Source organism: Qipengyuania sp. SM2507, assembly GCF_053714505.1.
Genome location: NZ_CM132307.1, coordinates 1,281,042 through 1,305,929 on the forward strand (window position 1 = coordinate 1,281,042; position 24,888 = coordinate 1,305,929).

25 protein-coding genes and 1 tRNA gene are annotated in these 24,888 nt (G+C 65.1%); 11 read left to right on the forward strand and 15 right to left on the reverse strand.

The genetic code is table 11. The features are described 5' to 3' along the window. Positions 1-7: 7 nt before the first annotated feature. Both ACWIKC_RS06225 and recJ read right to left on the reverse strand, forming a co-directional pair. Positions 8-82 (reverse strand) — tRNA-Glu (locus tag ACWIKC_RS06225). A gap of 115 nt (positions 83-197) precedes the next feature. Then, positions 198-2,000, reverse strand: a complete 1,803-nt coding sequence (gene recJ / locus ACWIKC_RS06230; RefSeq protein ID WP_454599245.1) for a single-stranded-DNA-specific exonuclease RecJ — start codon at positions 1,998-2,000, stop codon at positions 198-200. Positions 2,001-2,080: 80 nt separating this feature from the next. Between recJ and ACWIKC_RS06235 the strand changes: the two genes are divergently transcribed. Beyond that, entirely contained in the window at positions 2,081-2,566 is a 486-nt protein-coding gene (locus tag ACWIKC_RS06235; protein WP_454599246.1) for a flavodoxin family protein, read from the forward strand. Here the strand turns inward: ACWIKC_RS06235 and ACWIKC_RS06240 are convergent. The 3 genes from ACWIKC_RS06240 to leuA form a co-directional block, all read right to left on the reverse strand. After that, the gene (locus tag ACWIKC_RS06240; RefSeq protein WP_454599247.1) at positions 2,563-3,531 is read right to left on the reverse strand and encodes an NAD(P)H-dependent flavin oxidoreductase; all 969 of its coding nucleotides are present in this window, start codon (positions 3,529-3,531) and stop codon (positions 2,563-2,565) included. The genes ACWIKC_RS06235 and ACWIKC_RS06240 overlap by 4 nt on opposite strands. Positions 3,532-3,617: 86 nt before the next feature. Continuing rightward, on the reverse strand, positions 3,618-4,667 hold the full coding sequence (locus ACWIKC_RS06245) for an amidohydrolase family protein (RefSeq protein WP_454599248.1): 1,050 nt from the start codon (positions 4,665-4,667) through the stop codon (positions 3,618-3,620). A gap of 72 nt (positions 4,668-4,739) precedes the next feature. Continuing rightward, complete coding sequence (gene leuA, locus ACWIKC_RS06250) at positions 4,740-6,419, reverse strand: 2-isopropylmalate synthase (RefSeq protein WP_454599249.1); 1,680 nt, start codon at positions 6,417-6,419, stop codon at positions 4,740-4,742. 253 nt (positions 6,420-6,672) lie between these two features. Between leuA and ACWIKC_RS06255 the strand changes: the two genes are divergently transcribed. After that, the gene (locus ACWIKC_RS06255; RefSeq protein ID WP_454599250.1) at positions 6,673-7,095 is read left to right on the forward strand and encodes a PaaI family thioesterase; all 423 of its coding nucleotides are present in this window, start codon (positions 6,673-6,675) and stop codon (positions 7,093-7,095) included. A gap of 6 nt (positions 7,096-7,101) precedes the next feature. Here ACWIKC_RS06255 and ACWIKC_RS06260 read toward each other — a convergent pair whose 3' ends face one another. From ACWIKC_RS06260 to miaA, 7 genes are all read right to left on the reverse strand, one after another. Further along, on the reverse strand, positions 7,102-8,250 hold the full coding sequence (locus tag ACWIKC_RS06260) for an alpha-hydroxy acid oxidase (RefSeq protein ID WP_454599251.1): 1,149 nt from the start codon (positions 8,248-8,250) through the stop codon (positions 7,102-7,104). A gap of 39 nt (positions 8,251-8,289) precedes the next feature. Next, entirely contained in the window at positions 8,290-8,934 is a 645-nt protein-coding gene (locus ACWIKC_RS06265; protein WP_454599252.1) for a YceI family protein, read from the reverse strand. A gap of 259 nt (positions 8,935-9,193) precedes the next feature. Beyond that, positions 9,194-9,571 (reverse strand): hypothetical protein, encoded by a 378-nt coding sequence (locus tag ACWIKC_RS06270; RefSeq protein WP_454599253.1) that lies wholly within the window; start codon positions 9,569-9,571, stop codon positions 9,194-9,196. A 147-nt stretch (positions 9,572-9,718) separates the two neighbouring features. Next, positions 9,719-10,753, reverse strand: a complete 1,035-nt coding sequence (gene ilvC / locus ACWIKC_RS06275; protein ID WP_454599254.1) for a ketol-acid reductoisomerase — start codon at positions 10,751-10,753, stop codon at positions 9,719-9,721. Positions 10,754-10,793: 40 nt separating this feature from the next. Further along, complete coding sequence (gene ilvN, locus ACWIKC_RS06280) at positions 10,794-11,312, reverse strand: acetolactate synthase small subunit (protein WP_454599454.1); 519 nt, start codon at positions 11,310-11,312, stop codon at positions 10,794-10,796. After that, positions 11,312-13,072: a biosynthetic-type acetolactate synthase large subunit gene (gene ilvB / locus ACWIKC_RS06285; protein ID WP_454599255.1), complete on the reverse strand. Its 1,761-nt coding sequence runs from the start codon at positions 13,070-13,072 to the stop codon at positions 11,312-11,314. Before ilvB ends, ilvN begins: the two co-directional genes overlap by 1 nt. 110 nt (positions 13,073-13,182) lie before the next feature. Next, the gene (miaA, locus tag ACWIKC_RS06290; RefSeq protein ID WP_454599256.1) at positions 13,183-14,148 is read right to left on the reverse strand and encodes a tRNA (adenosine(37)-N6)-dimethylallyltransferase MiaA; all 966 of its coding nucleotides are present in this window, start codon (positions 14,146-14,148) and stop codon (positions 13,183-13,185) included. 7 nt (positions 14,149-14,155) lie between these two features. Here miaA and serB point away from each other — a divergent pair, with 7 nt between their 5' ends. Both serB and ACWIKC_RS06300 read left to right on the forward strand, forming a co-directional pair. After that, entirely contained in the window at positions 14,156-15,025 is an 870-nt protein-coding gene (serB, locus tag ACWIKC_RS06295) for a phosphoserine phosphatase SerB (protein ID WP_454599257.1), read from the forward strand. 57 nt (positions 15,026-15,082) lie between these two features. Beyond that, positions 15,083-15,919 carry a Coq4 family protein gene (locus ACWIKC_RS06300; RefSeq protein WP_454599258.1) on the forward strand — a complete coding sequence of 279 codons (837 nt, stop codon included), beginning with the start codon at positions 15,083-15,085 and terminating at the stop codon, positions 15,917-15,919. A 31-nt stretch (positions 15,920-15,950) separates the two neighbouring features. Here ACWIKC_RS06300 and ACWIKC_RS06305 read toward each other — a convergent pair whose 3' ends face one another. The 3 genes from ACWIKC_RS06305 to ACWIKC_RS06315 all read right to left on the reverse strand — a co-directional run bounded on the left by ACWIKC_RS06305 (position 15,951) and on the right by ACWIKC_RS06315 (position 19,380). Then, entirely contained in the window at positions 15,951-16,358 is a 408-nt protein-coding gene (locus ACWIKC_RS06305; protein ID WP_454599259.1) for a DUF3052 family protein, read from the reverse strand. 141 nt (positions 16,359-16,499) lie between these two features. Beyond that, on the reverse strand, positions 16,500-18,689 hold the full coding sequence (gene purL / locus ACWIKC_RS06310; protein ID WP_454599260.1) for a phosphoribosylformylglycinamidine synthase subunit PurL: 2,190 nt from the start codon (positions 18,687-18,689) through the stop codon (positions 16,500-16,502). A gap of 10 nt (positions 18,690-18,699) precedes the next feature. Continuing rightward, positions 18,700-19,380: a hypothetical protein gene (locus ACWIKC_RS06315; RefSeq protein WP_454599261.1), complete on the reverse strand. Its 681-nt coding sequence runs from the start codon at positions 19,378-19,380 to the stop codon at positions 18,700-18,702. Positions 19,381-19,528: 148 nt separating this feature from the next. Between ACWIKC_RS06315 and ACWIKC_RS06320 the strand changes: the two genes are divergently transcribed. The 7 genes from ACWIKC_RS06320 to ACWIKC_RS06350 all read left to right on the forward strand — a co-directional run bounded on the left by ACWIKC_RS06320 (position 19,529) and on the right by ACWIKC_RS06350 (position 24,888). Further along, positions 19,529-19,795 carry an exodeoxyribonuclease VII small subunit gene (locus ACWIKC_RS06320; protein WP_454599262.1) on the forward strand — a complete coding sequence of 89 codons (267 nt, stop codon included), beginning with the start codon at positions 19,529-19,531 and terminating at the stop codon, positions 19,793-19,795. Next, positions 19,792-20,706: a polyprenyl synthetase family protein gene (locus tag ACWIKC_RS06325; RefSeq protein WP_454599263.1), complete on the forward strand. Its 915-nt coding sequence runs from the start codon at positions 19,792-19,794 to the stop codon at positions 20,704-20,706. Before ACWIKC_RS06320 ends, ACWIKC_RS06325 begins: the two co-directional genes overlap by 4 nt. A 7-nt stretch (positions 20,707-20,713) precedes the next feature. Beyond that, positions 20,714-21,226, forward strand: a complete 513-nt coding sequence (coaD, locus tag ACWIKC_RS06330) for a pantetheine-phosphate adenylyltransferase (RefSeq protein ID WP_454599264.1) — start codon at positions 20,714-20,716, stop codon at positions 21,224-21,226. 91 nt (positions 21,227-21,317) lie between these two features. After that, positions 21,318-22,019 carry a peptidylprolyl isomerase gene (locus ACWIKC_RS06335; protein ID WP_454599265.1) on the forward strand — a complete coding sequence of 234 codons (702 nt, stop codon included), beginning with the start codon at positions 21,318-21,320 and terminating at the stop codon, positions 22,017-22,019. A 43-nt stretch (positions 22,020-22,062) separates the two neighbouring features. Further along, entirely contained in the window at positions 22,063-23,091 is a 1,029-nt protein-coding gene (gene queA / locus ACWIKC_RS06340; RefSeq protein WP_454599266.1) for a tRNA preQ1(34) S-adenosylmethionine ribosyltransferase-isomerase QueA, read from the forward strand. 58 nt (positions 23,092-23,149) lie between these two features. Continuing rightward, the gene (locus ACWIKC_RS06345; RefSeq protein WP_454599267.1) at positions 23,150-24,121 is read left to right on the forward strand and encodes an ABC transporter ATP-binding protein; all 972 of its coding nucleotides are present in this window, start codon (positions 23,150-23,152) and stop codon (positions 24,119-24,121) included. Continuing rightward, positions 24,121-24,888 carry an ABC transporter permease gene (locus ACWIKC_RS06350; protein ID WP_454599268.1) on the forward strand — a complete coding sequence of 256 codons (768 nt, stop codon included), beginning with the start codon at positions 24,121-24,123 and terminating at the stop codon, positions 24,886-24,888. Before ACWIKC_RS06345 ends, ACWIKC_RS06350 begins: the two co-directional genes overlap by 1 nt.

The window sequence follows — 24,888 nt, forward strand, 5'->3', positions numbered from 1 at the left end:
GCCACCGTGGTGACCCCTACGGGAATCGAACCCGTGTTTCAGCCGTGAAAGGGCCGCGTCCTAACCGCTAGACGAAGGGGCCATGCCGGGTGGCGTGGCGGGCCATCTAGGGTCGCAGGCAATCCGCGTCAAGCCATGGTATTGCCTTATCGTACCCGCCATCGCTTCGGGCCTTGGCTCGGCGAGGGCAGGGAAACTCAATCGGCCCAGGCGGCATCCTCGAGATGAAGCTCGGCCTGGCGACGCGATCCCCAGTCGTCGATCTTGGCGCGGCCCGCCAGCCACAGCCGCCGCCCGCTCGCGCCGTGGAGCAGCGTCTGCCCCAGATCGCTCTCGGCCATGCGGAAGCCGATCGCCTTGAAACTGCGCCCGTCGCCGCCGGAAGCGACGATGCGGACATGGCCGGTGCCGACGACATCGCATTTGATCAGCCGGACCGGGCCGACCGCGATGCGCGGGCCGGGCCAGCCAACGCCATAGGGCCCGGCGATCTCAAGCGATTCGACCAGTTCGGGAGTCAGCCCGCCCGCGGTTACCGAGAGGTCGAGCAGCGTCGTCTGGCTAGCGGTGGCGCGCGCGACCTGCGCCGATAGCCGCTCGTCCAGCCAGGCGGCAAGATCCTCGATCCGGTCTGCGGCGACAGTCAGCCCCGCCGCCATCGCATGACCGCCACCCGCAATCAGCAGGCCCTGCTGCCGCGCCTCGATGATCGCGGCGCCGAGATCGACCCCGCTGATCGAGCGGCCGGAGCCCTTCCCCAACCCGGTCTCCTCGTCGAGTGCGATCACCAGCGAGGGCTTGCCGCTCGCTTCCTTGATCCGCCCGGCGACGATGCCGATCACCCCTGGGTGCCAGCCCTTGCCCGCGATCACTACCACCGCGCGGTTGTGCTGGCCGGCGAGCTGTTCCTCCGCCGCCTCCTGCACCGCGGCCTCGATCGTGCGGCGATCCTCGTTGAGTTCCGAAAGTTGCGCGGCGATGGCCCGCGCCTCGGCGGGGTCCTGCGTGGTGAGCAGCCGCACCCCCAGCGTCGATTCGCCGACCCGCCCACCGGCGTTGATGCGCGGGCCGAGCGCGAAGCCGAGATCGCTGCAGGCGGGCGCGCGCTTCAACCGGCTCGCGTCGATCAACGCCGCCATGCCGATGTTCTGCCGCTTTGCCATGACCTTGAGCCCCTGCGCCACGAAGGCGCGGTTGAGCCCGTGCAGCGCGGCGACATCGGCCACCGTGCCCAGCGCCACCAGATCGAGCAGCGCGAACAGGTCGGGCTCCGCGCGGGTCGCGAAATAGTCGCGCTCGCGCAGCACCCGGACCAGCGCGATGGCGAGCAGGAAGGCGACTCCGACCGCGGCGAGATGGCCGTGCGCGGCAGCCTCGTCATCCTCGTCGAGGCGGTTGGGATTGACCAGCGCCACGGTGCGCGGGAGATCGGGAGAGCATTTGTGGTGATCGACCACGATGACATCGATCCCCGCGTCATGCGCCTGCTGCAGCGCGTCATGCGCCATGGCTCCGCAATCGACCGTGACGATCAGGCTGCTGCCCGCCTCCCCGAGCTTTACCAGCGCCTCTCCCGAGGGGCCGTACCCCTCGAGCAACCTGTCGGGGATGTAGTAATCGGCGTGATGCCCAAGATCGCGCAGCAGCAGGATCAGCAACGCCGAGCTGGTCGCGCCATCGACATCGTAATCGCCATAGACGGTAACCTGCTCCCCGCTGAGCACTGCCTGCGCGATGCGGTCGGCGGCGGCGTCCATGTCGTTGAAGCCGCTGGGGTCGGGGAGAAAGCCGCGCAGCGTCGGGTTGCGATGGCGTTCAAGATCGCTTTCCTCGACCCCGCGCGCCAGCAGCAGCTGGGTGACGATGTCGCGATCGAGCGGGATCGCGCCCTCGGCCATCTCCATATTGCCGCGCCGCCAGCGCCAGCCGCGACCCGAGAGCGAGTGCGAGACGCCGAAGACGTGATTTGCCCCATGGGTATTTGCAGCGTTGGTGACCATGACGCCACTCTATCCCGACGGAGCGCGCAGGCAAAGCCGCGCGTGTTGACAATTCCCCGGTGGAGGCGATGCTCGCAGGCATGTCCGCACCACCGCTCCTCATCGCCTGGCACAGCCGCACAGGCACCAGCGAGGCCCTGGCGCAAGCTGCCAAGGTCGGAGCCGGGGAACGCGCGGTGCTGATGGCAGCGAACGAAATCACGCCGGAGCACCTCCTAGAGGCACAGGGCTATCTTTTCGTCTGCCCCGAAAACCTCGCCAGCATGAGCGGCGAAATGAAGGAGATGTTCGACCGCTGCTATTACCCCGTGCTGGGTCGGATCGAAGGGCGACCCTTTGTCACGCTGATCGCCGCGGGTTCGGACGGGGAGGGGGCGCAGCGCCAGCTCGACCGGATCGCACAAGGCTGGCGGCTGAAGCGCGTCGCCGAGCGGGTGATCGTCAACACCTCGGCGCAGACGCCCGAGGAGATCCTCGCCTCCAAGACCGTCCCGAAAGCGCGGCTTGATGAGGCCCGCGAGCTCGGCGCCGCGCTCGCCGAAGGGCTGGCGCAGGGAATCTTCTAGGCGGTCGCTGCGGCCAGCGCGGCCTTCGCTGCCTCGTATTCGCGCTCGAAGCGATCGACCATATCGGCCACCGGGCCGACCGACTTGACGGTCCCGACCCCCTGGCCCGAACCCCAGATATCCTTCCAGGCCTTGACCTTGGTGTTGCCGCCGCTGCCGAAATTCATCTTGCTGGGATCGCTGGTCGGCAGTGCTTCGGGGTCAAGCCCGGCCGCCTCGATGCTCGAACGCAGGTAATTCCCGTGAACCCCCGTGAAGAGGTTGGTGTAGACGATGCCATCGGCGTCGGCCTCGACGATACCCTCCTTGTAACCGGTGTCGGCATTGGCTTCGTCGGTGGCGATCCAGGGCGAGCCGATATAGGCGAAATCCGCGCCCAGCGCCTGCGCTGCGAGGATCGAGCGCCCGTGTGCGATCGAGCCCGAGAGCGCGACCAGCCCGTCGAACCATTCGCGGATTTCCTGCATCAGCGCGAAGGGGCTGAGCGTGCCGGCATGACCGCCGGCGCCGGCCGCCACCGGGATCAGCCCGGTCGCGCCCTTGTCGATCGCTTTGTGCGCGAAGCGGTTATTGATGACATCGTGCATCGAGATCCCGCCCCAGCTCTTGACCGCGGAGAAGACCTCCTCGCGCGCGCCGAGCGAGGTGATCACCAGCGGCACCTGCCATTTGGCGCAGGTTGCCATATCGGCCTCGAGCCGGTCGTTGGATTTGTGGACGATCTGGTTGACCGCATAGGGCGCGGCGGGGCGTTCGGGATGATCGCGATTGTGCGCCGCCAGCTCTTCGGTGATGCGGTGCAGCCATTCGTCGAGCTCGGATTGCGGCCGCGCGTTCAATGCGGGGAAGCTGCCGACGATGCCCGCCTTGCATTGCGCGATCACCAGCTCCGGGCCGGAGACGATAAACAGCGGCGATCCAATCACCGGCAGGCGCAATCTGTCGAAGGGGGCGGGCAGGGGCATGGGCGTTCCTCTAGTCGTATGACTTGTTCGAAGGCTGGCTTACGAAGCGTGTCGCAAGCTGTCGAGATTGACGTAACGGAAGGGTGTCAGCCTGCGGGCAGGACGTGCTCGATATCGTAGATCCGCGCCGCGGTGCCCGCGAACAGCTTGCGCTTCTCGGCGTCCGAGGCGCCGTTGGCGAGCCGCTTGAAGGCGTTCCACAACACTGCATAGCTCGCGCCCCAGCGATCGACCGGGTAATTGCTCTCGAACATGGCGCGCTCGGGCCCGAAGGCTTCGATGCAGCTGGTGATGTAGGGGTCCCATTGCTGCGCCAGTTCTTCCGAACCGCAGCCGCGCTCGGGCCCTTCCTCGGGCATGCCGCAGAAGGCCATCGCCAGCCCGCCGAGCTTGACGGCGACATTGGGGCATTCGGCGAGGTCGTGAATACTTTCCTGCCAACGGGTAAAATTCTCGGGCAATTTCCCGCGATAGCTGGCGATGTTGAGCGGGGTGCCGCAATGATCGAGCACGATCTGCTGCTCGGGGAAAGCCCGCGCGAGATCGAGCAGATCGCCCAGCTGCGGTTCGAGAAGCCAGGCATCGAAGGTCAGCCCGTATTCGGAATAGGCCGCGAAACCCGCGCGGAAGGCTTCGGAGCCGTAGAGCCCCTGCGGCGCGTGGAAGGGTGGGCCGAGCACCTCGGGATCGGCATCCCAGGCCCCGGCGTGGCGGATGCCCTTGAAGCGACCGTTGCCCGCCGCGATCAGCGCCTCGACCACCGGCTTCACCGCATCGCCCAGCGTCAGATCCGCATGGCCGACGATCCCGGCGCAAGGGCGATAGTCGCCATAGAGTCCGCTCGCACCCTGCGCCGCGACGCCATTGACGAATTCGACCTCGCCGACCGGCTTCATCGCCTCGCCGCGCGCCGGATCGTAGAAGGCACCGCATTCCATGAACACCGTGGCAACGATATTGTGGCCGCTGTGGGTATCGGCCTGGAGCTGGTCGAAAGTGTAATAGGCCGCCCCCGCTATCGCCTCGATGAAGGCGTGGCGCGGCTCGGGGAAGGCGGGCACCAGTGCGCGCAGATCCCACAGGTGATGATGCGGGTCGACGATCGGCAGATCGGGTTCGATAATGGCTTCGGTCATGTGGCGTGCCCCTCCCAAGGCTTTTGATTCGTGATCGACCGTATCAGCGCCCATCGGTGGCGGACAGAAGCATCATCCCGCTCGCGCCGAATTCGCCGCGCTCAGCACCGCGCGGACGCTGGCGGTGGCAACATCCTCGTCGATCCCGACGCCCCAGATGATCGCGCCTTCAGGTGTCCGGCACTCGAGATAGGCGGCGGCGCGCGCATCGCGGCCGGTGCCCAGCGCGTGCTCGGTGTAGTCGACCACCTCGAGGCTGAGCCCGAAGGCCTCCTCGATTGTCGTCAGCACCGAGGAGATTAACCCGTTGCCACGCCCGCTGACGGTTTGCTCCTCGCCATCGACCGCGATCGTCCCGGTGAAGAGGCGTGTACCATCGGCGGCGCGGCGTTCCTCGTAGTCGACCAGCTGGAAGTGCTTGTCCGCGGTCTGGACATGGTAGGCGTCGCGAAACGCCTCCCAGATATCCGCCGCGGTGAGCTCGCGGCCCAAGCTATCGGCCATGCGCTGGACGTGCGGGCTGAAATGCGCCTGCATCCGCTTGGGCAGTTTGAGCCCCTGATCCTGTTCGAGCACCCAGGCAAAACCGCCCTTGCCGCTCTGCGAATTGACCCGGATCACCGCCTCGTAGCTGCGTCCCAGATCGGCGGGATCGATCGGCAGATAGGGCACGCGCCAGTGCTCGTCGTTCTGGCGCTCGGCGGCGGCGAAGCCCTTCTTGATCGCGTCCTGGTGGCTACCCGAGAACGCAGTGAACACCAGTTCGCCGCCATAGGGATGGCGCTCATGGACCGGGATCTGGTTGCAATATTCGACCGTCTCGATGACCCGGTCGATATCGGAGAAATCGAGCTGGGGGTCGATGCCTTGGGTGTAGAGATTGAGGGCCATCGTCACCAGGCAGCAATTGCCGGTGCGTTCGCCATTGCCGAACAGGCAGCCCTCGACCCGGTCCGCGCCCGCCATCAACGCCAGCTCCGCCGCCGCGACCCCGGTGCCTCGGTCGTTATGCGTGTGCAGGCTGATCACCGCCGCTGCCCGATTGGGCAGGTTGCGGATGAAATATTCGACCTGGTCGGCGTAGATATTGGGAGTCGCCGCCTCGACCGTGGCGGGCAGGTTGAGGATAATCGGATGCTCAGGTGTCGGCGCCAGCACGCCCATCACGGCCTCGCAGACCTCGAGACTGAAATCCAATTCGGCGGTGGAGAAGGTTTCGGGAGAATATTCGAAATGCCACTGCGTGCCCGGGTGTTTTGCCGCCTCGTCGCGCATCACCTTGGCGCCCGCCACCGCGATGTCGCGCACCTGCTCGCGGCTCATCCCGAAGACGATCTCGCGCCAGGCGGGGCTGACCGCATTGTAGAGATGGACGATCGCCGCATGCGCACCCTCGAGGCTGGCGAAGCTGGTGCGGATCAGATCCTCGCGGCTCTGGGTCAGCACCTGGACCATCACATCGTCGGGCACGCGGCCCGAGCGCACCAGCCCGGAGATGAAGTCGAATTCGGTCTGTCCCGCGCTGGGAAAGCCGACCTCGATCTCTTTTACTCCAATCTCGCACAGGAGGTCGAAAAAGCGGTTCTTCTTGTGCGCGTCCATCGGGTCGACGATCGCCTGATTGCCGTCGCGCAGATCGGTCGAGAGCCAGCGGGGCGGGGCGGTGATGGTGCGGGTCGGCCACTGCCTGTCGGGCAGTTGGACCTGCGGGAAGGGCGCGTATTTGCGGCCGGGATCGCTCAGCATGGGCATTGGACGGACTCTGGAATAACGAAGATGGAGAGGCGGCGGCGGCAGTCCCTTGGGCGTTCAGCGCGCCGCAGTGGGCGCGCGAACTGTCACGCCCAAGGGCGCGTAAGTCGTAGCAGCAGGCCAGCCTCGCTTCGCATGCTTCGGTCCATGCAATGGTGCGGCAGGCTTGTAAAGCCAAAGCCCGCGCGCCATGGGAAGAAATATTCTTTCGTCTGCTTCCATATCATCATCAAGCCAGCATCCAGGGGAAACCATGGCCGAACACCACACGCTCTACGAAACCATGGGGCTGATCCGCCTCGTCACGATGGACCCGGAGGGCCGCGCCACGCTCGAATATGAGGCCAAGGAGGAGCAGTGCCATTCGGGCGGGGTGGTGCAGGGCGGCTTCATCACCGGCTGGATCGACGCCGCGATGGCGCATGCGGCGATGGCGAAGAACGGTAAGGATATCGTCCCGATGTCGCTGGAGCTCAAGGTCAGCTTCTTCGCGCCCGCACGCCCGGGTAAGGTGATCGCCGAGGGCTGGGTCGAGCGCCACGGGAAGCGCACCAGCTTCTACGAGGGCCATCTGAAAGACGAACACGGCACGATACTGGCCAAGGGCACCAGCACGATCCTGCTGGCGGACAAGAGCCGGGTCGAAGCTTCGGCGCAGGCGGCGCGCGGGAGTTAAAGCCCGCTAACGCCACCGCAGCCGGTCGGGGGTGAGCTGATCGATGGCGGTCACCCCCATCAGTCGCATCCCGCGCTCGATCTCGTCCTGCAGGATCGCCAGCGCGCGCTCGACCCCGTCCTGTCCCGCGGCGGCGAGCGCATAGAGATACAGCCGTCCGCCCGAGGCAGCGGTCGCGCCCGCGCACAAGCTCTTCAACACATGCGTGCCCCGCCGCACCCCGCCGTCGCAGATGATCTCGATCTCGCCGCCCACCGCATCGACGATCTCGCGCAGCTGGTCGAAGGGCGCGCGGCTGCCGTCGAGCTGTCGCCCGCCGTGGTTGGAGACCATGATCGCATCCGCCCCGATCTCCACCGCGCGGCGCGCATCGCCCGCGCTCATGATGCCCTTGAGGCAGAAGGTCCCGCCCCAGTCCTGCCGGATCCGTGCGGCGGTGTCCCAGTCCATGCCGGTGTCGAGCATGGTGTTGAAATAGTCCTGGATGCTGACCGGCTTGCCCGTCCCCTCGACCACATGGCCGTCGAGATTGGGCAGGCGGAACTTGGGGCTGAAGACATAGCCCGCGGTCCAGCGTGGCCGAGTGGCGTAACTCCACAGCGAGGACGCCGAAAAGCGCGGCGGGGTGGTGAATCCCGAACGCAGGCAGCGCTCGCGCTTGCCGGAGACGATGGTGTCCACCGTCAACGCCAGCGCGTCGAAACCGCTAGCCTGACAGCGCTCGATCATCGCCGCGTTGAGCCCCTTGTCCTTGTGCACATAGAGCTGGAAAAGCTTGGGGCCCGCAGTCAGCGCGGCCACCTCCTCGATCGAATGCGTCGCCAGGCTGGAGATGCCGAACCACACCCCGAACCTGTCCGCCGCCTTCGCCACCGCGCGCTCGCCATCGCGGTGGAAGGCGCGCTGCAGCGCGGTCGGACTGAGCATCAGCGGCAGCGCGCTTTTGCGCCCCATGATTGTGCACGAGGTGTCGATGGTGCCGACGCCCGCAAGGACATCGGGAACCAGATCGACATCGTCGAATGCGGATGTGTTGCGCGCCTTGGTCAGCTCGTCATCGGCGGCGCCGTCGATATAGTCGAACACCGGCCAGGGCAGGCGCTTTTGCGCCAGCCGCCGGAAATCGTCGATATTGTGGCAGTCGGTCAGACGCATCGCGCGGTCAGTCCACCTGCGCCGACAGCTCCGCCAACCTCACTGCTTTTCAAAGGCGACGCTGATCTTCAGATCGACCGCATCCGAGACCATGGGAATGGCGTAACCGATTCCCCAGTTCGATCGGTCGATGGTGGTGGTGGCGGTGAAGCCGACCGTTTCGGCCTGGCTCATCGGGTTGGCGCCCGCGCCGCTGAACTCGGTCAGCAGCACGACTGGGCCGCTCTGCCCGTTCATGGTCAGCGTACCCGCGATCAACGCGCGCGTTGCTCCCAGCTGGGTAACTTCGGTGGAAACGAAACGCGCCATCCCCGGCTCGGCACCGAAGAAATCGGGGCTGCCGCCATCCTTGCCGGGGCGCAGCAGGTGATCGCGCAGACCCGCGCTCGGCACAGCGACCGAGGCGATCGGGATCTGCACATCGACCTTGGCATCCTCGATCGCCGCGGGATCGAGCGTCAGCGTGCCCGCGACATCGCCGAAGATGCCGAAATAGGGATTGAAGCCGAAGTGATCGACGCTCCACTGGACCAGCGAGTGGCCGGGATCGGTGGCATAGGTGCCGGCAGTGACACGCGAGACATCCATCGTACCCGGCGTGGTCGCATCCTGCGCGGTGAGACCCGTCAGGGCGAGCGTGGCAAGGCCGGTAGCGGCGGCGGCGGTGAGGATCGTCTTGCGCATGGTGGAATCTCCGGAAGGGATCGGCTGGCGAAAGGGATGGCAATAGGCGGTGTATCTCTTTGCGCGGCATAGTGGCTCGCAGGAGGGAGCTTGTCCACCCGGCCTTTGGGGAATGCGGCACCGCGGCGAAAGGGGGGGCCAAGTCTGTGTATGGGAAGTAAGTCAGGTTCCAGCGGATCCGGCCCGAAACCGGTCTGTCGGCTACCGACCCATTAGGAGACGTTCGCGATGAGAATGTCGGCGGTTGCCTATCCGTCGGTCAATGGGGCGACAGCTGTTTGAAAATGGAAAACTGTTCGGTTTTTGTCCATAGGCCTTCGTCTGGCCAAGCGCCTCTGCCCTGCCAAGCAGTTTCGAATAACTCTTCGTGTTCGACCACTTCTCCATCAAGCCGTAACTCGACGTCAACTCCCGTCAGTGTAGATCGCATTAGAATTTCAATTTCACCATCACCGCTAAGTGTCAACCACGGTTCGTTGAAATTGCGCATGAACGAAAACCAAGAACCTACTGATTGCGATACCTCACCGTTTATCAGCATCCGCTCTTGTGCCCATCCGAACCAACTGAATGCGTTATCTACAAAAACTTCAGTGTTTGCGAGTTGATAACGCCAGCGTTGTCCGTGGATTTTCATTGAGCTAGCATCGCAAACGTCGATCGCTATGGCAACATCTTGACTGCTCAATTTTGCTGAGGTGGTCTGTCCCATTCCCACTCAATATCGGAACTGACCCCTCGTCTGGTCCCGACCGGAAGCCGACGTTCCGCAAAACCCACCCCCTCAGTTCTTCTCCTTGTCCACCAGCCGGTTCGCGCCGATCCAGGGCATCATCGCGCGCAATTGCGCGCCGGTCTTCTCGATCGGATGCGCCTGCGCGGCCTTGCGACTGGCCTTGAGTTCGGGCTGGCCGGCCTGGTTGTCGAGCACGAAATCCCGGACGAAACGGCCCGACTGGATATCTGCAAGCACGCGCTTCATTTCGGCCTTGGTCTCGTCGGTGATGATCCGCGGGCCGGTTTTTATGTCGCCGTATTCGGCGGTGTTGCTGATCGAATAGCGCATGTTGGCGATGCCGCCTTCGTAGAGCAGATCGACGATCAGCTTGGTCTCGTGGAGGCATTCGAAATAGGCCATCTCGGGGGCGTAGCCCGCCTCGACCAGCGTCTCGAACCCGGCCTGGATGAGATGGGTGATCCCGCCGCACAGCACCGCCTGTTCGCCGAACAGATCGGTCTCGCATTCCTCCTTGAAATCGGTCTCGAGGATGCCGGCGCGACCACCGCCCACCGCGCTGGCGTAGGACAGGGCAAGCTGCTTGGCGTAGCCATTGTCGCCGCTGGCGCTGCTTTCCTGATGGACCGCGATCAGGCAGGGGACACCGCCACCCTTGAGATACTCGCTGCGCACCGTGTGGCCAGGGCCCTTCGGGGCGATCATAATGACATCGAGTTCGGCGGGCGGCTCGATCAGCCCGAAATGGACGTTGAGCCCGTGCGCGAAGGCGAGTGCGGCGCCTGGCTTCATCTGTCCCGCGATCTCGCCGGCGTAGATTTTCGCCTGATGCTCGTCTGGTGCGAGCACCATCACCAGATCTGCCCATTGGGCGGCCTCGGCGACCGATTTGACCTCGAAGCCCGCCTCGCGCGCCTTTGCGGCGCTGGCCGAGCCCTCGCGCAGTGCGACGACCACCTCGGCTACCCCGCTGTCGCGCAGGTTCTGGGCATGGGCATGGCCCTGGCTGCCATAGCCGATGATGGCGACCTTCTTGTCCTTGATCAGCTGCTGGTCGCAATCGGCATCGTAATAGACTTGCATAATTACCTCATTGGTCTTGCCCGATATGGTCGGGCTGGCACTAATCTTGGTCCGCTCCGCGCATCATTCCAACGATCCCCGAGCGGCCGACTTCGACCAGCCCGAGCTCGCGCATCAACGCTATGAAGCTGTCGAGCTTGGCGGGCGAGCCGGTCAGCTCGAAGACGAAGCTCGCTGTCGTGGTGTCGACCACATTGGCGCGGAACAGCTCGGCGATACGCAGCGCTTCGACCCGCGCCTCGCCCTTGCCTGCGACCTTGACCAGCGCCAGCTCGCGCTCGACATGCGCGCCGTGCTCGGTGAGGTCGATGACCTTGTGGACCGGGATCAGCCGTTCGAGCTGGGCGCGGATCTGGTCGATCACGGGTTCGGGACCGCGAGTGACGATGGTGATCCGGCTGACCGCATGGTCCTCCGAGATATCCGCCACCGTGAGGCTGTCGATATTGTAGCCGCGCGCAGTGAACAGCCCGGCGATCTTGGCAAGGATGCCCGCCTCATTGTCGACGATGACGTTGAGGACGTGGCGTTCGGCGAAAGGTTGGTCGTTCGCGCTCATCATACCAGCGCCTTTGCCGCGTCGTCCATGGTCCCGCCCACCGTGTCGCCATACATCAACATCTCGGTGTGCGCGGCGCCGCTGGGGATCATCGGGAAGCAATTGGCGTCGGGCGAGACCCGGCAATCGACCATCACAGGGCCATCGTGTGCGAGCATGGCTTGGATGCCCGCGTCGAGTTCGGATTCATCCGAGATACGGATGCCCTTCCAGCCATAGGCTTCAGCCAGCGCGACGAAATCGGGGAGGCTGTCGGAATAGGAATTGGAGTAGCGGCTCTCGTAGGTCAGCTCCTGCCACTGGCGGACCATCCCCATATATTCGTTGTTGAGAATGAAGACCTTTACCGGCAGGCGATACTGGCTCGCGGTGCCCAGCTCCTGGATGTTCATCTGGATCGAGGCCTCGCCAGCGATGTCGATGACCAGCGCATCCGGATTGCCCAATTGCGCGCCGATCGCCGCGGGCAGGCCATAGCCCATCGTGCCCAGGCCCCCGCTTGTGAGCCACTTGTTGGGCCCGAAGAAGCCGAAATACTGCGCCGCCCACATCTGGTGCTGGCCCACTTCGGTGGTGATGATCGGGTCGCGGTCGCGGGTCAGCGCGAACAGTCGTTCGATCGATTTTTGCGGCATGATGCAGTCGGAGCTGTCGGGATAGGCGAGGCACTGGCGCGCCTTCCAACCCGCGATCCGAGCCTTCCATTCGCCCATGTCCTGCGCGCTGCGCGAGCCCCAGGCCTCCAGCAGCTGGTCGAGTACCTGCGCGCAATCACCGACCACGCCGAGATCGACGGGAACGACCTTGTTGATGTTGGCCCGGTCGATATCGATGTGGATCTTCTTGGCCTGCGGAGCGAAAGCATCCAGTCTTCCGGTCACCCGATCGTCGAACCGTGCGCCGACTGCGACGATCAGATCGGCGCGGTTCATCGCCATGTTTGCCTCGTAGGTGCCGTGCATCCCCAGCATCCCGAGCCAGTCGGGATGTTCGGCGGGGAAGGCACCCAGACCCATCAGCGTGCTGGTGACGGGCGCGCCGGTGGCCTGCTGGAGCTGGCGTAACAATTCCGAAGCCTTTGGTCCGGCGTTGATGACCCCGCCGCCGGTGTAGAATACGGGTCGCTCCGCCGCCGCCAGCATTGCGACCGCCTCGGCGATCTCCTCGGGTTCGGCACGGGTGCGGGGCTGGTAGCGGGCTGAGGGCATTGGTGCCTCGCCGTCCTCTGCGGTGTCCACCAACGCGATCTGGACGTCCTTGGGGATGTCGACCAGCACCGGGCCAGGCCGCCCGGTGGTGGCGATGCGAAAGGCTTCCTCGATTGTCGCGGCAAGCCGCGCGGGGTCCTTCACGAGATAATTGTGCTTGGTGCAATGGCGTGTGATTCCGACCGTGTCGGCTTCCTGGAAGGCGTCGGTGCCGATCAGCCCGGTGGGAACCTGGCCGGTGATCACCACCATGGGGATCGAATCCATCCAGGCATCGGCAATCCCGGTGACCGCATTGGTGGCACCGGGGCCGCTGGTGACCAGCACCACGCCGGGCTTGCCGGTCGAGCGGGCGTAGCCCTCGGCAGCATGCGCCGCGCCCGCCTCATGGCGGACGAGGATATGGCGCAGGCGGGTGTCCGCGAACAGCTCGTCGTAGATCGGCAGGACCGCGCCGCCGGGATAGCCGAACACGAATTCGACATCCTGCGCCGCGAGGCAGTCGATCAATATCTGCGCACCGTTGCGCTGGGCAGCCACACTTCTCTCCATTGGTTTCGCGCCCCGTTGGCACCTTGCCAACCGGCAGGCGCAAATCGGCCCGACGCGGGGGTCACGCGCCGGGCCGACGAGGACCGCTATGGAATCCGAATAGTGCGCTGTCAACGCGCGTTTTGAAACAAAGAAACAAAAATACTGCGGGCGGCACAATCAGCGCTATCCCGGCGCGGCCACTCTGCCGGCGGCTGGTTGCGGAACCAGGTGTACTGGCGCTTGGCATATTGGCGTGTCGCGGTTTGACCTGCAGCGATGGTCTCTTCGCGGGTCAAGTCGCCTTCTATCAGCGCTGCGATCTCTGGAACGCCGATGGCGCGCATGACGGGAAGAGCGGAATCGAGGCCCCTTTTCAGAAGCGCTGCCACCTCAAGCTCCGCGCCATGGTCGAGCATCGCGGCGAAGCGCCGATCGCAGCGTTCGAACAGCCACTCGCGATCGGGCAGCAGGATCAACGGGTGGAGGTCGATCTCCTTGCCGATCCCGCCGGCCTTGCGCGCCTGCCAGTGGCGCTGAGTCTGCCCGGTGGCACGCACCACTTCGAGCGCGCGGGTGGTGCGCGAGCGATCGGCGGGGGCGAGGCGGGCGGCGGCCTCGGGATCCTCGCGCTCGAGCGCAGCGCGCGCATCATCCCGCGGAAGGGTGCGGACCGCCGATCTCGTAGCGGGGTCGATATCGGGAATCGGCGCGATCCCGTCGATCAGCGTACGCATATAGAGCCCCGTGCCGCCGCACAGGATCGGCACCGCCTGCGCTACGTGCAGTTCGGCGATCACGGATTTGGCGGCTGCGGCCCACTCGGCGGCTGAGCAGGGCACCGCGCCGTCCCATGTGCCGAACAGCCGGTGTTCGATCCCGCCCATCTCCGCAAGCGTGGGCCGCGCGGAGAGCACGCGCAGGTCGGCATAGACCTGCGCGCTGTCGCAATTGATCACCACCGCGCGCCTGCCGTCGGCCTCCAACTCCTGCGCCAGTCGCACCGCCAGATCGCTCTTGCCGCTGGCGGTCGGCCCTGCGATGAGCGCGACCGGCGGGTTTGGCGATTGTTTTTCAGGAGTTTCGCGCGTGCTCATTGTTCGGATGATAGCAGACCAGACCGGTCTCGAAACCCGCCTCGAGGCAGCCATGACGGCTCTGGACGCGGCTGGGATGCCGGTAGCCATGGCGGGGATGCTCGATTTCTGCGGCGATGTGCTGCAATTGTCCTTTCCCCATGCCGAACTGGCACCGGTGCGAACGATCCTCGATACGCATTTCGGGCCCTGCGACTTGCTTGCCGCCGATCACTTGATCGAACTGCCGCGGCTGCTCGTATCGGATATGGATTCCACCATCATCGGGCAGGAATGCATCGACGAACTGGCCGATTATGCCGGCATCAAGCCGCAAATTTCTGCCATCACCGAACGGGCGATGCGGGGTGAACTTGATTTCGGGCAGGCGCTGACGGAGCGGGTCGGGCTGCTCGCGGGGCTCGAAGAAGACGCGATAGCGCATTGCCTCGCCGATCGGATCGCGCCGGTGGAAGGCGCCCGCACGCTGGTGGCGACGCTCAAGTCGCGCGGCTGTCGCGCAGTTCTCGTGACCGGCGGGTTCCACCATTTCGCCGATGAGGTCGGCGAGCAGCTCGGCTTCGACCGCGTGGTCGGCAATCGGCTTGCGGTCGGCGATGGCAGACTGACCGGCGAGCTCGCCGGTCCGATCAGCGATGCCGGGACCAAACGCGCCACGCTGGAAGAAGAGCGCGGGCAATTGGGCGAGGGCGCGCGCGTGCTCGCCCTGGGCGACGGCGCGAATGACATCCCGATGCTGCAGGCGGCGGATTACGGCATTGCCTATCGCGCCAAGCCCAAAGCGCGCGAGGCTGCCAACGGGCGGATCGACAGCGGCGATATCTCCGCTGTGCTAAAACTGTTCGACATCCCCGAAAGCGAATGGGTCGCGCGATAGCTTCCATTCGTTGGCCGATAAGGCTATATTGACATTTCTGTCAGTAAAGGCCCGTGCATGACCGATCAGAACGCCATCCAGACCCCAGTCGAATGCGCCCGTGACGGGACGCTGTTGCGCGATCCACGCCGCGTCGAGCCCAAATATTCGCTGCCGAAGGCCTATGGCCATTTCCGCGACCTGCTCAGGGACAAGGAAGAGACCAGCCACGTGTTCAAGATCTTCGAAGCGCTCCCGTCGAAGAGCTTCATGCCGCGTGTACGTGCGCTGGCGCTGAGCGAACAGGGCGAGAAGCTGCGCGCCGAAGAGCCGTTCCTGCCGCCGATCCTCGACGATCACGAGGCCTTGCGCCACTTGCCCAAGGGCTCCGTCGCGCAGGCCTATTGCGATTTCATGGAGCGCGAGGGGCTCTCCGCTGCTGGTCTGGTCGCCGAAGCAGACAAGCTGGGGCGGGCCAAATACGGCGATCTGGTCGAATGGTTCGGCTATCGTTCGCGCGACACGCATGATCTGATGCATGTGCTGACCGGCTATGGCCGCGACGGGCTGGGCGAGCAATGCGTGCTGCTGTTCACCCATGGCCAGTCGCCCAGCCACGGCCACCTGCTGATCGGCTACGCCGGAGCTCTCAACATCAAGAAATCGGTTAAGAGCAAGGCGCCGGTGTTTCGCGCCTGTCGCCAGGCGCAGCGCACCGGCGTCGCCTGCCCGCCGCTGGTGGAGATGCCGATCCGCGAATTGCTGGCGAAGGATCTCGAGCAGGCACGAGCGGAACTCAACATTCCCGAGCCGCACTGGTATCGGGAATGCCATCGCATCTGGCGCGAGGAGGGGATCGACCCCTACGACCTGCTGGCGAAGAACGAAAAAGCGGAGCTGGCTGCGGCAGCTTAGCCCTGGCGGTGCGGCGCTGGAGCCGTGCGGATCAACGCAGGTCCTTGCGGATCACCAGTTTGATGCCGCACCAGTCGTCGCCAACCGACGCTTCCTTGGTGTCGACAAAGCCCTCCGGCTGACCCGCTCCGCGAACCTTGTCCGCATTGATGTCGGTGGAGACGCCGGAGGAGGGCTTGGGCCAGCTCACCCAGACCTGACCGTCGGGCGCAAGCTGCTGCCGCAGCGTCGCCAGCTTGGCGGCAAGATCGGTTGTCTCGGTGACGAAGACATGCGCCGCATCGACACCCTCGGAGGGATCGGCGACGAAGATGAGTTCGAGCGCGTATTCGTCGATCTCGTCGATCACGCTTTCGGGCATCGCGTCGAACCATACCCGTTGCCCGTCGCGCAGGTCGAGCGTCCGCACCAACGGGGTGCCGGAGTAGCCGCCGGTCATGTGCTCGATCCAGAAGGCGTGCCGCCGCCCGCCATCCCGTCACCCTGAACTTGTTTCAGGGTCCATGCTTCAACCCGCACCATCGGTGCAAGGAGAAGGGATGGATGCTGAAACGGGTTCAGCATGACGATGCTATCCGGGTCACGCTTCCATCCAGTCGCGGAAGAAGCTCGCGTGCGCCTCGCGCAGATCGGCCAGCGCAATTGCAGTGCGGTTAAGCACCAGCGCATCTCCGCCCGTGCGGCCGATCTCGGTGAAGGGGACTTCCTCCAGGTCGAATTCGACATCGTCGGAATAGGTCACGACATAGAGCGCCTGCGTCTCGCTGAAGGCGAATTCGCTGGTCATCTCCTTCAGTTCGGCGCCGATGCCGCTCGCCAGCGCCATTTCGGCCAGCGCCACCGCCAGCCCGCCATCGCTGACATCGTGGACTGAGGTGAGCTTGCCCTGTTCGATCAGCCGGCGGACGATCTCGCCGCAGAGCCGCTCGTCCTTGAGATCGACCATCGGGCTCTCGCCATCCTCGCGGCCGTGGATCTCGCGGAGCCATAGCGACTGGCCGATCGCCTCGTGATGGAAGCCGATGGTGGCGATCCGTTCGCCCGCAGCCTTGAAGGGCATGGTCATCATCTTGGCGTAATCCTCGAGGATCCCCACCCCGCCGATGGCCGGTGTGGGAAGGATCGCGCTGCCGCCACCCGTCGCCTTGCTTTCGTTGTAGAGGCTGACGTTGCCGCTCACGATGGGGAAGTCGAGCGCGCGGCAGGCTTCGCCCATGCCCTCGAGCGCGTGGACGAACTGGCTCATGATCTCGGGCCGCTGCGGGTTGCCGAAATTGAGGCAATTGGTCACCGCCAGCGGGCGCGCGCCCACCGCGCACAGATTGCGATAGGCCTCGGCGATCGCCTGTTTGCCACCCTCGTAGGGGTCGGCATAGACGTAGCGCGGAGTGCAGTCGGTGGTGATCGCCAGCGCTTTCTTCGTGCCGTGGACCCGGACCACACCGGCATCGCCGCCGGTCTGGAGCGTATCGGCACCGACCTGGCTGTCGTATTGCTCGGCGATCCAGCGGCGCGAGGCGAGCGCAGGGCTCGCCATCATCTTGAGCAGGTCCGCAGCGATATCGTCGCTTTGCGGAACCTCGCCAAGCGATTCGACCTTGGCCCAGGCCTTGTATTCCTCTTTCGAGAGATAAGGCCGGTCGTATTCGGGCGCGTCGGCAGCGAGCGGGCCGAGCGGGATGTCGCAGACCACCTCGCCGTCGAACACGAGCACCATATGCCTGGTGTCGGTGACCTCGCCGATGACCGCGAAATCGAGTTCCCACTTGGCGAAGATCGCCTCGGCCTCCGCCTCGCGCCCGGGCTTCAGGACCATGAGCATGCGCTCCTGGCTCTCGCTGAGCATCATTTCGTAGGGAGTCATCCCTTCTTCGCGGCAGGGGACCTGGTTCATGTCGAGGCGGATACCCGCCTTGCCATTGGTCGCCATTTCGACGCTGGAGGAGGTCAGCCCCGCCGCGCCCATGTCCTGGATCGCGACGATCGCATCGGTAGCCATCAGTTCGAGGCAGGCCTCGATCAGCAGCTTCTCGGTGAAGGGGTCGCCGACCTGGACAGTGGGACGCTTGGCGTCCGAATCCTCGCCGAAATCGGCGCTCGCCATGGTTGCGCCATGGATTCCGTCGCGCCCGGTCTTGGAGCCGACATAGACAATCGGATTGCCCACGCCGGTGGCAGCGGAGTAAAAGATCTTGTCGGCATCGGCGACGCCCACGGTCATCGCGTTGACGAGAATGTTGCCATCGTATGCGGGGTGGAAATTGGTCTCGCCCGCGACTGTCGGCACGCCGACGCAATTGCCGTAGCCGCCGATCCCGGCGACCACGCCCTGCACCAGATGCTTCATCTTGGGGTGCTCGGGCCGTCCGAAGCGCAGCGCATTGGCGTTGGCGACCGGCCTTGCGCCCATAGTGAAGACATCGCGCAATATGCCGCCCACACCCGTCGCCGCGCCCTGATAGGGTTCGATATAGCTGGGGTGGTTGTGGCTCTCCATCTTGAAGATCGCCGCCTGATTGTCGCCGATATCGATCACGCCTGCGTTCTCGCCGGGGCCGCAGATCACCCAGGGCGCCTCGGTCGGCAGCTTCTTCAAATGCAGCCGCGAGCTCTTGTAGGAGCAATGCTCCGACCACATCACCGAGAAGATGCCGAGCTCGACCATATTGGGCTCGCGCCCCAGCGCATGCAGCACGCGCTCGTATTCCTCGGGGCTGAGACCATGCTGCTCGACGGTCTCGGGGGTGATCGCGGAAGTCGGGTTTGCCATGCGCGCGCGCTTAGCGCCGCACGCTCGCCACCGCCAGCCCCACGTGGCGCTTGTGCCAGCGTGTCCGCCCGACCCAGAAGGCGAGCGCGGTGACGATCGCGAAGGCGGTGACCATGGTCAGCACCATCGCCACGGGCGACCCTTGCGGCTCGGGGCCGAACCAGCTGAAGGCCTGCAGCGCCAGCATCACCGCGATCAGGATCAGTGGCGGACCCAGCGGGCCCTTGGTCGCGCGGATGTACCACAGGAAGGCGCCCAGGGTGAGCGCCAGCTCGAGCGGGATTGCGATTTCGGGATAGTTCCACAGTCCCCAGCCCAGCTTGTCCTCTCCGCTGGCGAGCGTGAGATCGGGGCGGTGGACCAGAAGGTCGAGCAGCCAATGGCTGAGCACCACGACCGCAGCCCAGGACCCGGCAACCGCATTGCGCAACCCGACGCCGATCGCCACGCCGAACACCAGCGCGAACACCGCGGTTCCCAGCAGGCTGTGCGACAGCGGCATATGATAGAGGTCGAGCGGGTTCATCGCGGTGATGCCGGGGACCAGACGCAGATGTTCGAATCCACCGAGTACGAACAGCGCGAACGCCCAGTCGACCAGCTGCGCGGCGATGAACAGCGTACCCAGCCGCGGGCTTTCGCGCGTGATGGCCGCAGCCGCGAAGGCCGGGGCCCAATGTCCGATGAACATCGCTCTACTCCGTGGTGATCGGCATGGTCGGCTCGATTGCCGGCCCAAAGGCCGCAGCGGCGTGCTCGGCGACAATCCACTTCATTAAGCATTCCCCCTGGGCAGGTTACTTGACCCGGTGGAGCCGCGCGGTCAATGCTCCTGACCCATGGATACGGGACAGGCAGAAGGGGGCGCTGCGGATATCGCCCCGATGAATTTCGAGGATGCGCTGAAAGCGCTCGAAGAGGTAGTGCGTCGGCTCGAAAGCGGCGATGTGCCGCTCGACGAGAGCATCTCGCTCTACGAACGCGGCGCGGAATTGCGCAAGCATTGCCAGGCGCGGCTCGACGCCGCTCAGGCGCGGATCGAGAAGATCGTCACCGATGGCGCCGGCAAGCCGTCGGGCACGGAACCCTTCGACGCCGAGGGATGAGTGTGACCGAAGTCCAGAATTCGCACGCCGAACTCAAGGAGGCCCTGGAGCAAATCCAGGTCGATATCGACCACGCCTTCGATTCCTATCTCCCGGTGCCAGACGACACCAGCGCGCGGCTGGTCGAGGCGATGCGCTATGCCACTATCGGCGGCGGCAAACGGGTCCGCCCGCTGCTGCTCGCTGCAGTGGCCGAGCTTTATGGCGTCGACCGGACGGCGGCGGTCCATGCAGGCTGCGCGGTGGAAGCGATCCATGCCTATTCGCTGATCCACGACGATCTGCCGTGCATGGACGATGATGCACTGCGCCATGGCAAGCCCACCGTTCACCGCGCGTTCGACGAAGCGACCGCAGTGCTGGCGGGCGATGCGCTCCACGCGCTCGCCTTCGACATTCTCGTGCGCCCCGAAATCACCGGCGATCCTTTCGTCCGGGCCGAGCTGGTCGGTGCGCTGGCGCGTGCCAGCGGGCACGAGGGCATGGCGGGTGGCCAGATGATGGACATGGCCTCGGAGGGGCAGGATTACGATTTGCGCCAGGTCACCCGGCTGCAGCAGCTCAAGACCGGGGCGCTGCTCGCCGCGAGTGTCGAGATGGGCGCAATCCTTGGCCGGGTAGCGCCCGAGGGCCGGGTCCATTGGCGCGCCTATGCCCGCGATATCGGGCTGGCATTCCAGATTGCCGACGACCTCCTCGATGTCGAGGGCGACCCGGACAAGGCGGGCAAGGCGCTGCGCAAGGACGAGGGACAGGGCAAGGCGACTTTCGTCACGCTGATGGGGGTCGAACCGGCCCGCGAGCAGGCCAGGATGCTGACCGAACAGGCGATCGCGCGCCTCGCATCGCATGGTGAGGACGCCAGCCTGCTGAAGGCGCTGGCACGCTACATCGTCGAAAGAGACAGGTAACATTTCCATGACCAAACGTATCGGCATCTACCCCGGGACCTTCGATCCCATCACGCTCGGCCATGCGGACATCTTGCGGCGCGGCTGCAAGCTCGTGGACTGGCTCATCGTCGGGGTAACCACCAACCCTTCGAAGAACCCGATGTTCGACACGGCGGAACGCCTCGCCATGGTCGAGCGCGAGGTCGCCACCATGGGGCTGGGCAATGTCGAGGTGGTCAGCTTCAACGCACTGCTGATGAAATTCGCCAAGGCGCAAGGCGCGAACGTGATCGTGCGCGGGCTGCGCGCGGTCGCGGATTTCGAATATGAGTATCAGATGGCGGGGATGAACCAGCAGATCGACGACGACATCGAGACCGTTTTCCTGATGGCGGATGTCTCGCTCCAGCCGATCGCATCGCGACTGGTGAAGGAAATCGCGCTCTATGGCGGCGATATCTCGCCTTTCGTCAGCGAAGAGGTGCGCGACGATGTTGTGGCGCGGGTCGAAAAGCTCGGCCGCAAGGGCGACTATTGAACCATTCATTGAACCGACAGCGCGTGGAGGCTAGACCGCGCCGCGTTCACATATTCCAATAGATGCCCATTTCCCAATAGACGGACGATCCATGTTGAAGCTTTCGCCTGCCCTTGCCGCGCTCGCAGCGCTGGTCGCCACGCCGATGGCGGGAATTTCCACGATCGTCCATGCTCAGGAGGCACCGGTCGAGGCCGCGGCCGAAGCTGCGCCGACCTACGCGCCGATCAACTACAATCTCACGGAAGATCGCGAGAACATCCTCGTGCTCGACCTCTCGAATGGCGAGCGAGTCGCGATCCGGCTGATGCCGAGCTGGGCACCCGGCCATATCGAGCGGATCAAGACGCTGACCCGCCAGGGGTTCTACGACGGGGTGATCTTCCACCGCGTGATCGACGGCTTCATGGCGCAAACCGGCGATCCCACGGGGACCGGGCAGGGCGGCTCGTCGCTTCCCGACCTGGCAGCCGAATTCAACCCGATGCCGCATGTCCGCGGCACGCTGTCGATGGCGCGCGCGCAGGGCGAGGACAGCGCGAACAGCCAGTTCTTCATCGTCTTCTACCCGCGCTTCAGCCTCGACAAGCGGTACACCAACCTTGGCCGGGTGATCTCGAACATGGCCGCGGTCGATGCGATCAATCGCGGCGAGCCGCCCGCCGATCCGACGCGGATCGTCCAGGCTTCGATCGCCAGCGACAATCGGCCGGTTCCGCCGCCGCAAGCGCCGCGACCGGCTCCGGTGGCCGACATTACCGCCGACGATCTGAACGCGCCGATCGGGGAATAGCCCTGCGAGCGGCTTGGCCCGCATTGCCGGGGCGGGTTCTGCCATGGATATCGACCTTTTCGATTTTGCGCTTCCGTCCGAACGGATCGCGCTGCGCCCCTTGCGCCCGCGCGATGCGGCGCGAATGCTGGTCGTGCGCGGCGATGGTGCGTTCGCTGATCGCGGGGTGCGCGACCTGCCGCAATTGCTGCGCGCGGGCGATGTGCTGGTGTTCAACGACACCCGCGTCATCCCCGCCCAGCTCGAGGGCCGCCGGGGCGAAGCGAAAATCGGCGCGACCTTGCACAAACGGATCGACCTGCGCCGTTGGCAGGCCTTCATCCGTAACGCCAAGCGGCTGAAGGAAGGCGATCTCGTCACCTTTGGCGGCGGAGTGACCGCCGTGGCCGAGATCCGCCATGCGGATGGCAGCTTCACGCTGTGCTTTGGCGGCGACGAGCCGGTCGAACTGCTGCTCGAACGCGCCGGGACGATGCCGCTGCCGCCCTACATCGCGGGCAAGCGCGGCACCGATGCGCAGGACCGCGAAGACTACCAGACGATGTTCGCGCGCGAGGATGGCGCGGTCGCGGCGCCCACCGCCTCGCTGCATTTCACCGAAGAATTGGTCGCGGCAATCGACGAGGCGGGTATCGGTCGCGAGATGCTCACACTGCATGTCGGTGCGGGGACCTTCCTGCCGGTCAAGGTGCAGGACACCGCCGACCATGTGATGCACAGCGAATGGGGCCGGATCGAACCCGAGGTCGCGGAGCGGCTCAACGCGACGAGGGCTGCCGGCGGACGGATCATCGCGGTCGGCACCACGTCGCTGCGGCTGCTCGAAAGCGCCACCGGCGAGGACGGTGTGATCGCCCCTTTCGCCGGCGACACCGACATCTTCATTACCCCTGGCTATCGCTTCCGCGCGGTCGATGGCTTGATGACCAATTTCCACCTCCCCAAATCCACGCTCTTCATGCTGGTCTCGGCGATGATGGGCCGCGAGCGGATGCAGGAGGCCTATGCCCATGCGATCGCGGCGGAATACCGCTTCTACAGCTATGGCGATTCGAGCCTGCTGCTCCCCTGATCAGCGACGCCGGCCATCCGCCCTTGCAATCCGGCCTCGCCGGGCACAATTGCAATCCATGTCCGAACCCATTCTCGAGCTCACCGGCCTGACCAAGGTCTATCCCGGCGGGCTCAGAGCGCTCGACAATGTCGATCTGACCATTCGCAAGGGCGAAATCTTCGCGCTGCTGGGCCCCAACGGGGCGGGCAAGACCACACTGATCGGCGCGGTCTGCGGACTGGTGACGCCTTCATCAGGGACCATCCGCGCTTTTGGCCACGATCTTTCCGGCGACTGGCGCCAGGCGCGCAAGCGCATCGGGCTGGTCCCGCAGGAACTCGCTACCGACATGTTCGAACCGGTACGCCGCGCGGTCGCCTTTTCGCGCGGGCTGTTCGGACTGCCGCCGAACCCGGCGCGGATCGAGGAAATCCTGCACTCGCTCAGCCTGTGGGACAAACGCGACGAGCGGATCATGGCGCTGTCGGGCGGGATGAAGCGCCGCGTGCTGATCGCCAAGGCGCTGGCGCATGAACCCGATCTGCTGTTCCTCGACGAACCCACCGCAGGCGTCGATGTCGAACTGCGCAAGGGCATGTGGCAGCTGATCGACCAGATGCGCGCGCGCGGCGTGACCGTGATCCTCACCACCCATTACATCGAGGAAGCCGAGGAAATGGCCGATCGCGTCGGGGTGATCCGCAACGGGCGCCTGCTGATGGTCGACGAGAAGACCGCGATGATGGCGCGGCTCGGCCGCACCGAGGCGCATATCACGCTGGCCGAGCCGATGGCGGCAATTCCGGCCGCGTTGGCCCATTTCCCGATCGAGATCGAGCAGGATGGGCTGGCGCTGCGCTATCGCGGCGGCGATGGCACCGGCAAGGGCAAGGAAGAAGTCGCCGCGCTGACCAAGGCGCTCACCGGTGCCGGGATCGACTACGTCGGGATCGATGTGCGCGAAAGCAGCCTCGAGGACATCTTCGTGTCGGTACTGGGAGAGGACGACGTACCCCAGGATACAACCGGCGCAAGGGAACCCGCCTAATGCATTTCAGTCCCCGTTCCGCCTGGTCGATCTTCATCCGCGAGATCATGCGCGCCTTCCGTACCGCCTTCCAGTCGATCATCGCCCCGGTGCTCACCACCTCGCTCTATTTCATCGTCTTCGGCGCGGCGATCGGTGGGCGGATGCCCGATCTCGGCGGGGTCGATTACGGCGCCTTCATCATCCCCGGCCTGCTGATGCTGACGCTGCTGGGTGAGACGACCAGCAACGCGAGCTTCGGCATCTACATGCCGCGCTTCACGGGCACGATTTATGAACTGCTGTCGGCCCCCGTTGGAGTTGGCGAGACACTGGCCGGCTTCGTCGGCGCGGCGGCGGTCAAGAGCCTGATCCTGGCCGCGATCATCCTGCTTACCGCACGGCTGTTCGTCGATTACTCCATCGCCCACCCGGTGCTGGCCTTCGTCTATATCATCCTCGTCGCTGCCAGTTTCAGCCTGTTCGGGTTCGTCCTGGGCGTCTGGGCGGACAATTTCGAGAAGCTGGGCATCATTCCGCTGCTTTTCCTGACGCCGCTGACGTTCCTCGGCGGGACTTTCTACTCGATCGACATGCTGCCCGAGCCCTGGGACACGATCGCGCTGTTCAACCCGATCGTCTATCTGGTCAGCGGGCTGCGCTGGACCTTCTACGGCACCGCCGATGTCGATATCTGGATCAGCTTCGCGATCACGCTCGGGTTCCTTGCGACCTGCGTCGCTATCATCGCGACGATTTTCAAGACGGGCTGGCGACTGCGCGCCTGA

Excerpts from the sequence above, each read along its gene's own strand:
- ACWIKC_RS06300 (WP_454599258.1), top strand. The coding sequence starts at position 15,083 with ATGACCGATCAGAACGCCATCCAGACCCCAGTCGAATGCGCCCGTGAC.
- ilvB (WP_454599255.1), bottom strand. The coding sequence starts at position 13,072 with ATGGAGAGAAGTGTGGCTGCCCAGCGCAACGGTGCGCAGATATTGATC.
- recJ (WP_454599245.1), bottom strand. The coding sequence starts at position 2,000 with ATGGTCACCAACGCTGCAAATACCCATGGGGCAAATCACGTCTTCGGC.
- purL (WP_454599260.1), bottom strand. The coding sequence starts at position 18,689 with ATGGCAAACCCGACTTCCGCGATCACCCCCGAGACCGTCGAGCAGCAT.
- ACWIKC_RS06350 (WP_454599268.1), top strand. The coding sequence starts at position 24,121 with ATGCATTTCAGTCCCCGTTCCGCCTGGTCGATCTTCATCCGCGAGATC.
- ACWIKC_RS06265 (WP_454599252.1), bottom strand. The coding sequence starts at position 8,934 with ATGCGCAAGACGATCCTCACCGCCGCCGCCGCTACCGGCCTTGCCACG.
- ACWIKC_RS06315 (WP_454599261.1), bottom strand. The coding sequence starts at position 19,380 with ATGTTCATCGGACATTGGGCCCCGGCCTTCGCGGCTGCGGCCATCACG.
- ACWIKC_RS06255 (WP_454599250.1), top strand. The coding sequence starts at position 6,673 with ATGGCCGAACACCACACGCTCTACGAAACCATGGGGCTGATCCGCCTC.
- ACWIKC_RS06245 (WP_454599248.1), bottom strand. The coding sequence starts at position 4,667 with ATGACCGAAGCCATTATCGAACCCGATCTGCCGATCGTCGACCCGCAT.
- ACWIKC_RS06260 (WP_454599251.1), bottom strand. The coding sequence starts at position 8,250 with ATGCGTCTGACCGACTGCCACAATATCGACGATTTCCGGCGGCTGGCG.
- leuA (WP_454599249.1), bottom strand. The coding sequence starts at position 6,419 with ATGCCCATGCTGAGCGATCCCGGCCGCAAATACGCGCCCTTCCCGCAG.
- serB (WP_454599257.1), top strand. The coding sequence starts at position 14,156 with ATGATAGCAGACCAGACCGGTCTCGAAACCCGCCTCGAGGCAGCCATG.
- ACWIKC_RS06240 (WP_454599247.1), bottom strand. The coding sequence starts at position 3,531 with ATGCCCCTGCCCGCCCCCTTCGACAGATTGCGCCTGCCGGTGATTGGA.
- ACWIKC_RS06345 (WP_454599267.1), top strand. The coding sequence starts at position 23,150 with ATGTCCGAACCCATTCTCGAGCTCACCGGCCTGACCAAGGTCTATCCC.
- miaA (WP_454599256.1), bottom strand. The coding sequence starts at position 14,148 with ATGAGCACGCGCGAAACTCCTGAAAAACAATCGCCAAACCCGCCGGTC.
- ACWIKC_RS06320 (WP_454599262.1), top strand. The coding sequence starts at position 19,529 with ATGGATACGGGACAGGCAGAAGGGGGCGCTGCGGATATCGCCCCGATG.
- coaD (WP_454599264.1), top strand. The coding sequence starts at position 20,714 with ATGACCAAACGTATCGGCATCTACCCCGGGACCTTCGATCCCATCACG.
- ACWIKC_RS06335 (WP_454599265.1), top strand. The coding sequence starts at position 21,318 with ATGTTGAAGCTTTCGCCTGCCCTTGCCGCGCTCGCAGCGCTGGTCGCC.
- ilvN (WP_454599454.1), bottom strand. The coding sequence starts at position 11,312 with ATGAGCGCGAACGACCAACCTTTCGCCGAACGCCACGTCCTCAACGTC.
- ACWIKC_RS06305 (WP_454599259.1), bottom strand. The coding sequence starts at position 16,358 with ATGACCGGCGGCTACTCCGGCACCCCGTTGGTGCGGACGCTCGACCTG.
- ACWIKC_RS06270 (WP_454599253.1), bottom strand. The coding sequence starts at position 9,571 with ATGAAAATCCACGGACAACGCTGGCGTTATCAACTCGCAAACACTGAA.
- ilvC (WP_454599254.1), bottom strand. The coding sequence starts at position 10,753 with ATGCAAGTCTATTACGATGCCGATTGCGACCAGCAGCTGATCAAGGAC.
- ACWIKC_RS06325 (WP_454599263.1), top strand. The coding sequence starts at position 19,792 with ATGAGTGTGACCGAAGTCCAGAATTCGCACGCCGAACTCAAGGAGGCC.
- ACWIKC_RS06235 (WP_454599246.1), top strand. The coding sequence starts at position 2,081 with ATGTCCGCACCACCGCTCCTCATCGCCTGGCACAGCCGCACAGGCACC.
- queA (WP_454599266.1), top strand. The coding sequence starts at position 22,063 with ATGGATATCGACCTTTTCGATTTTGCGCTTCCGTCCGAACGGATCGCG.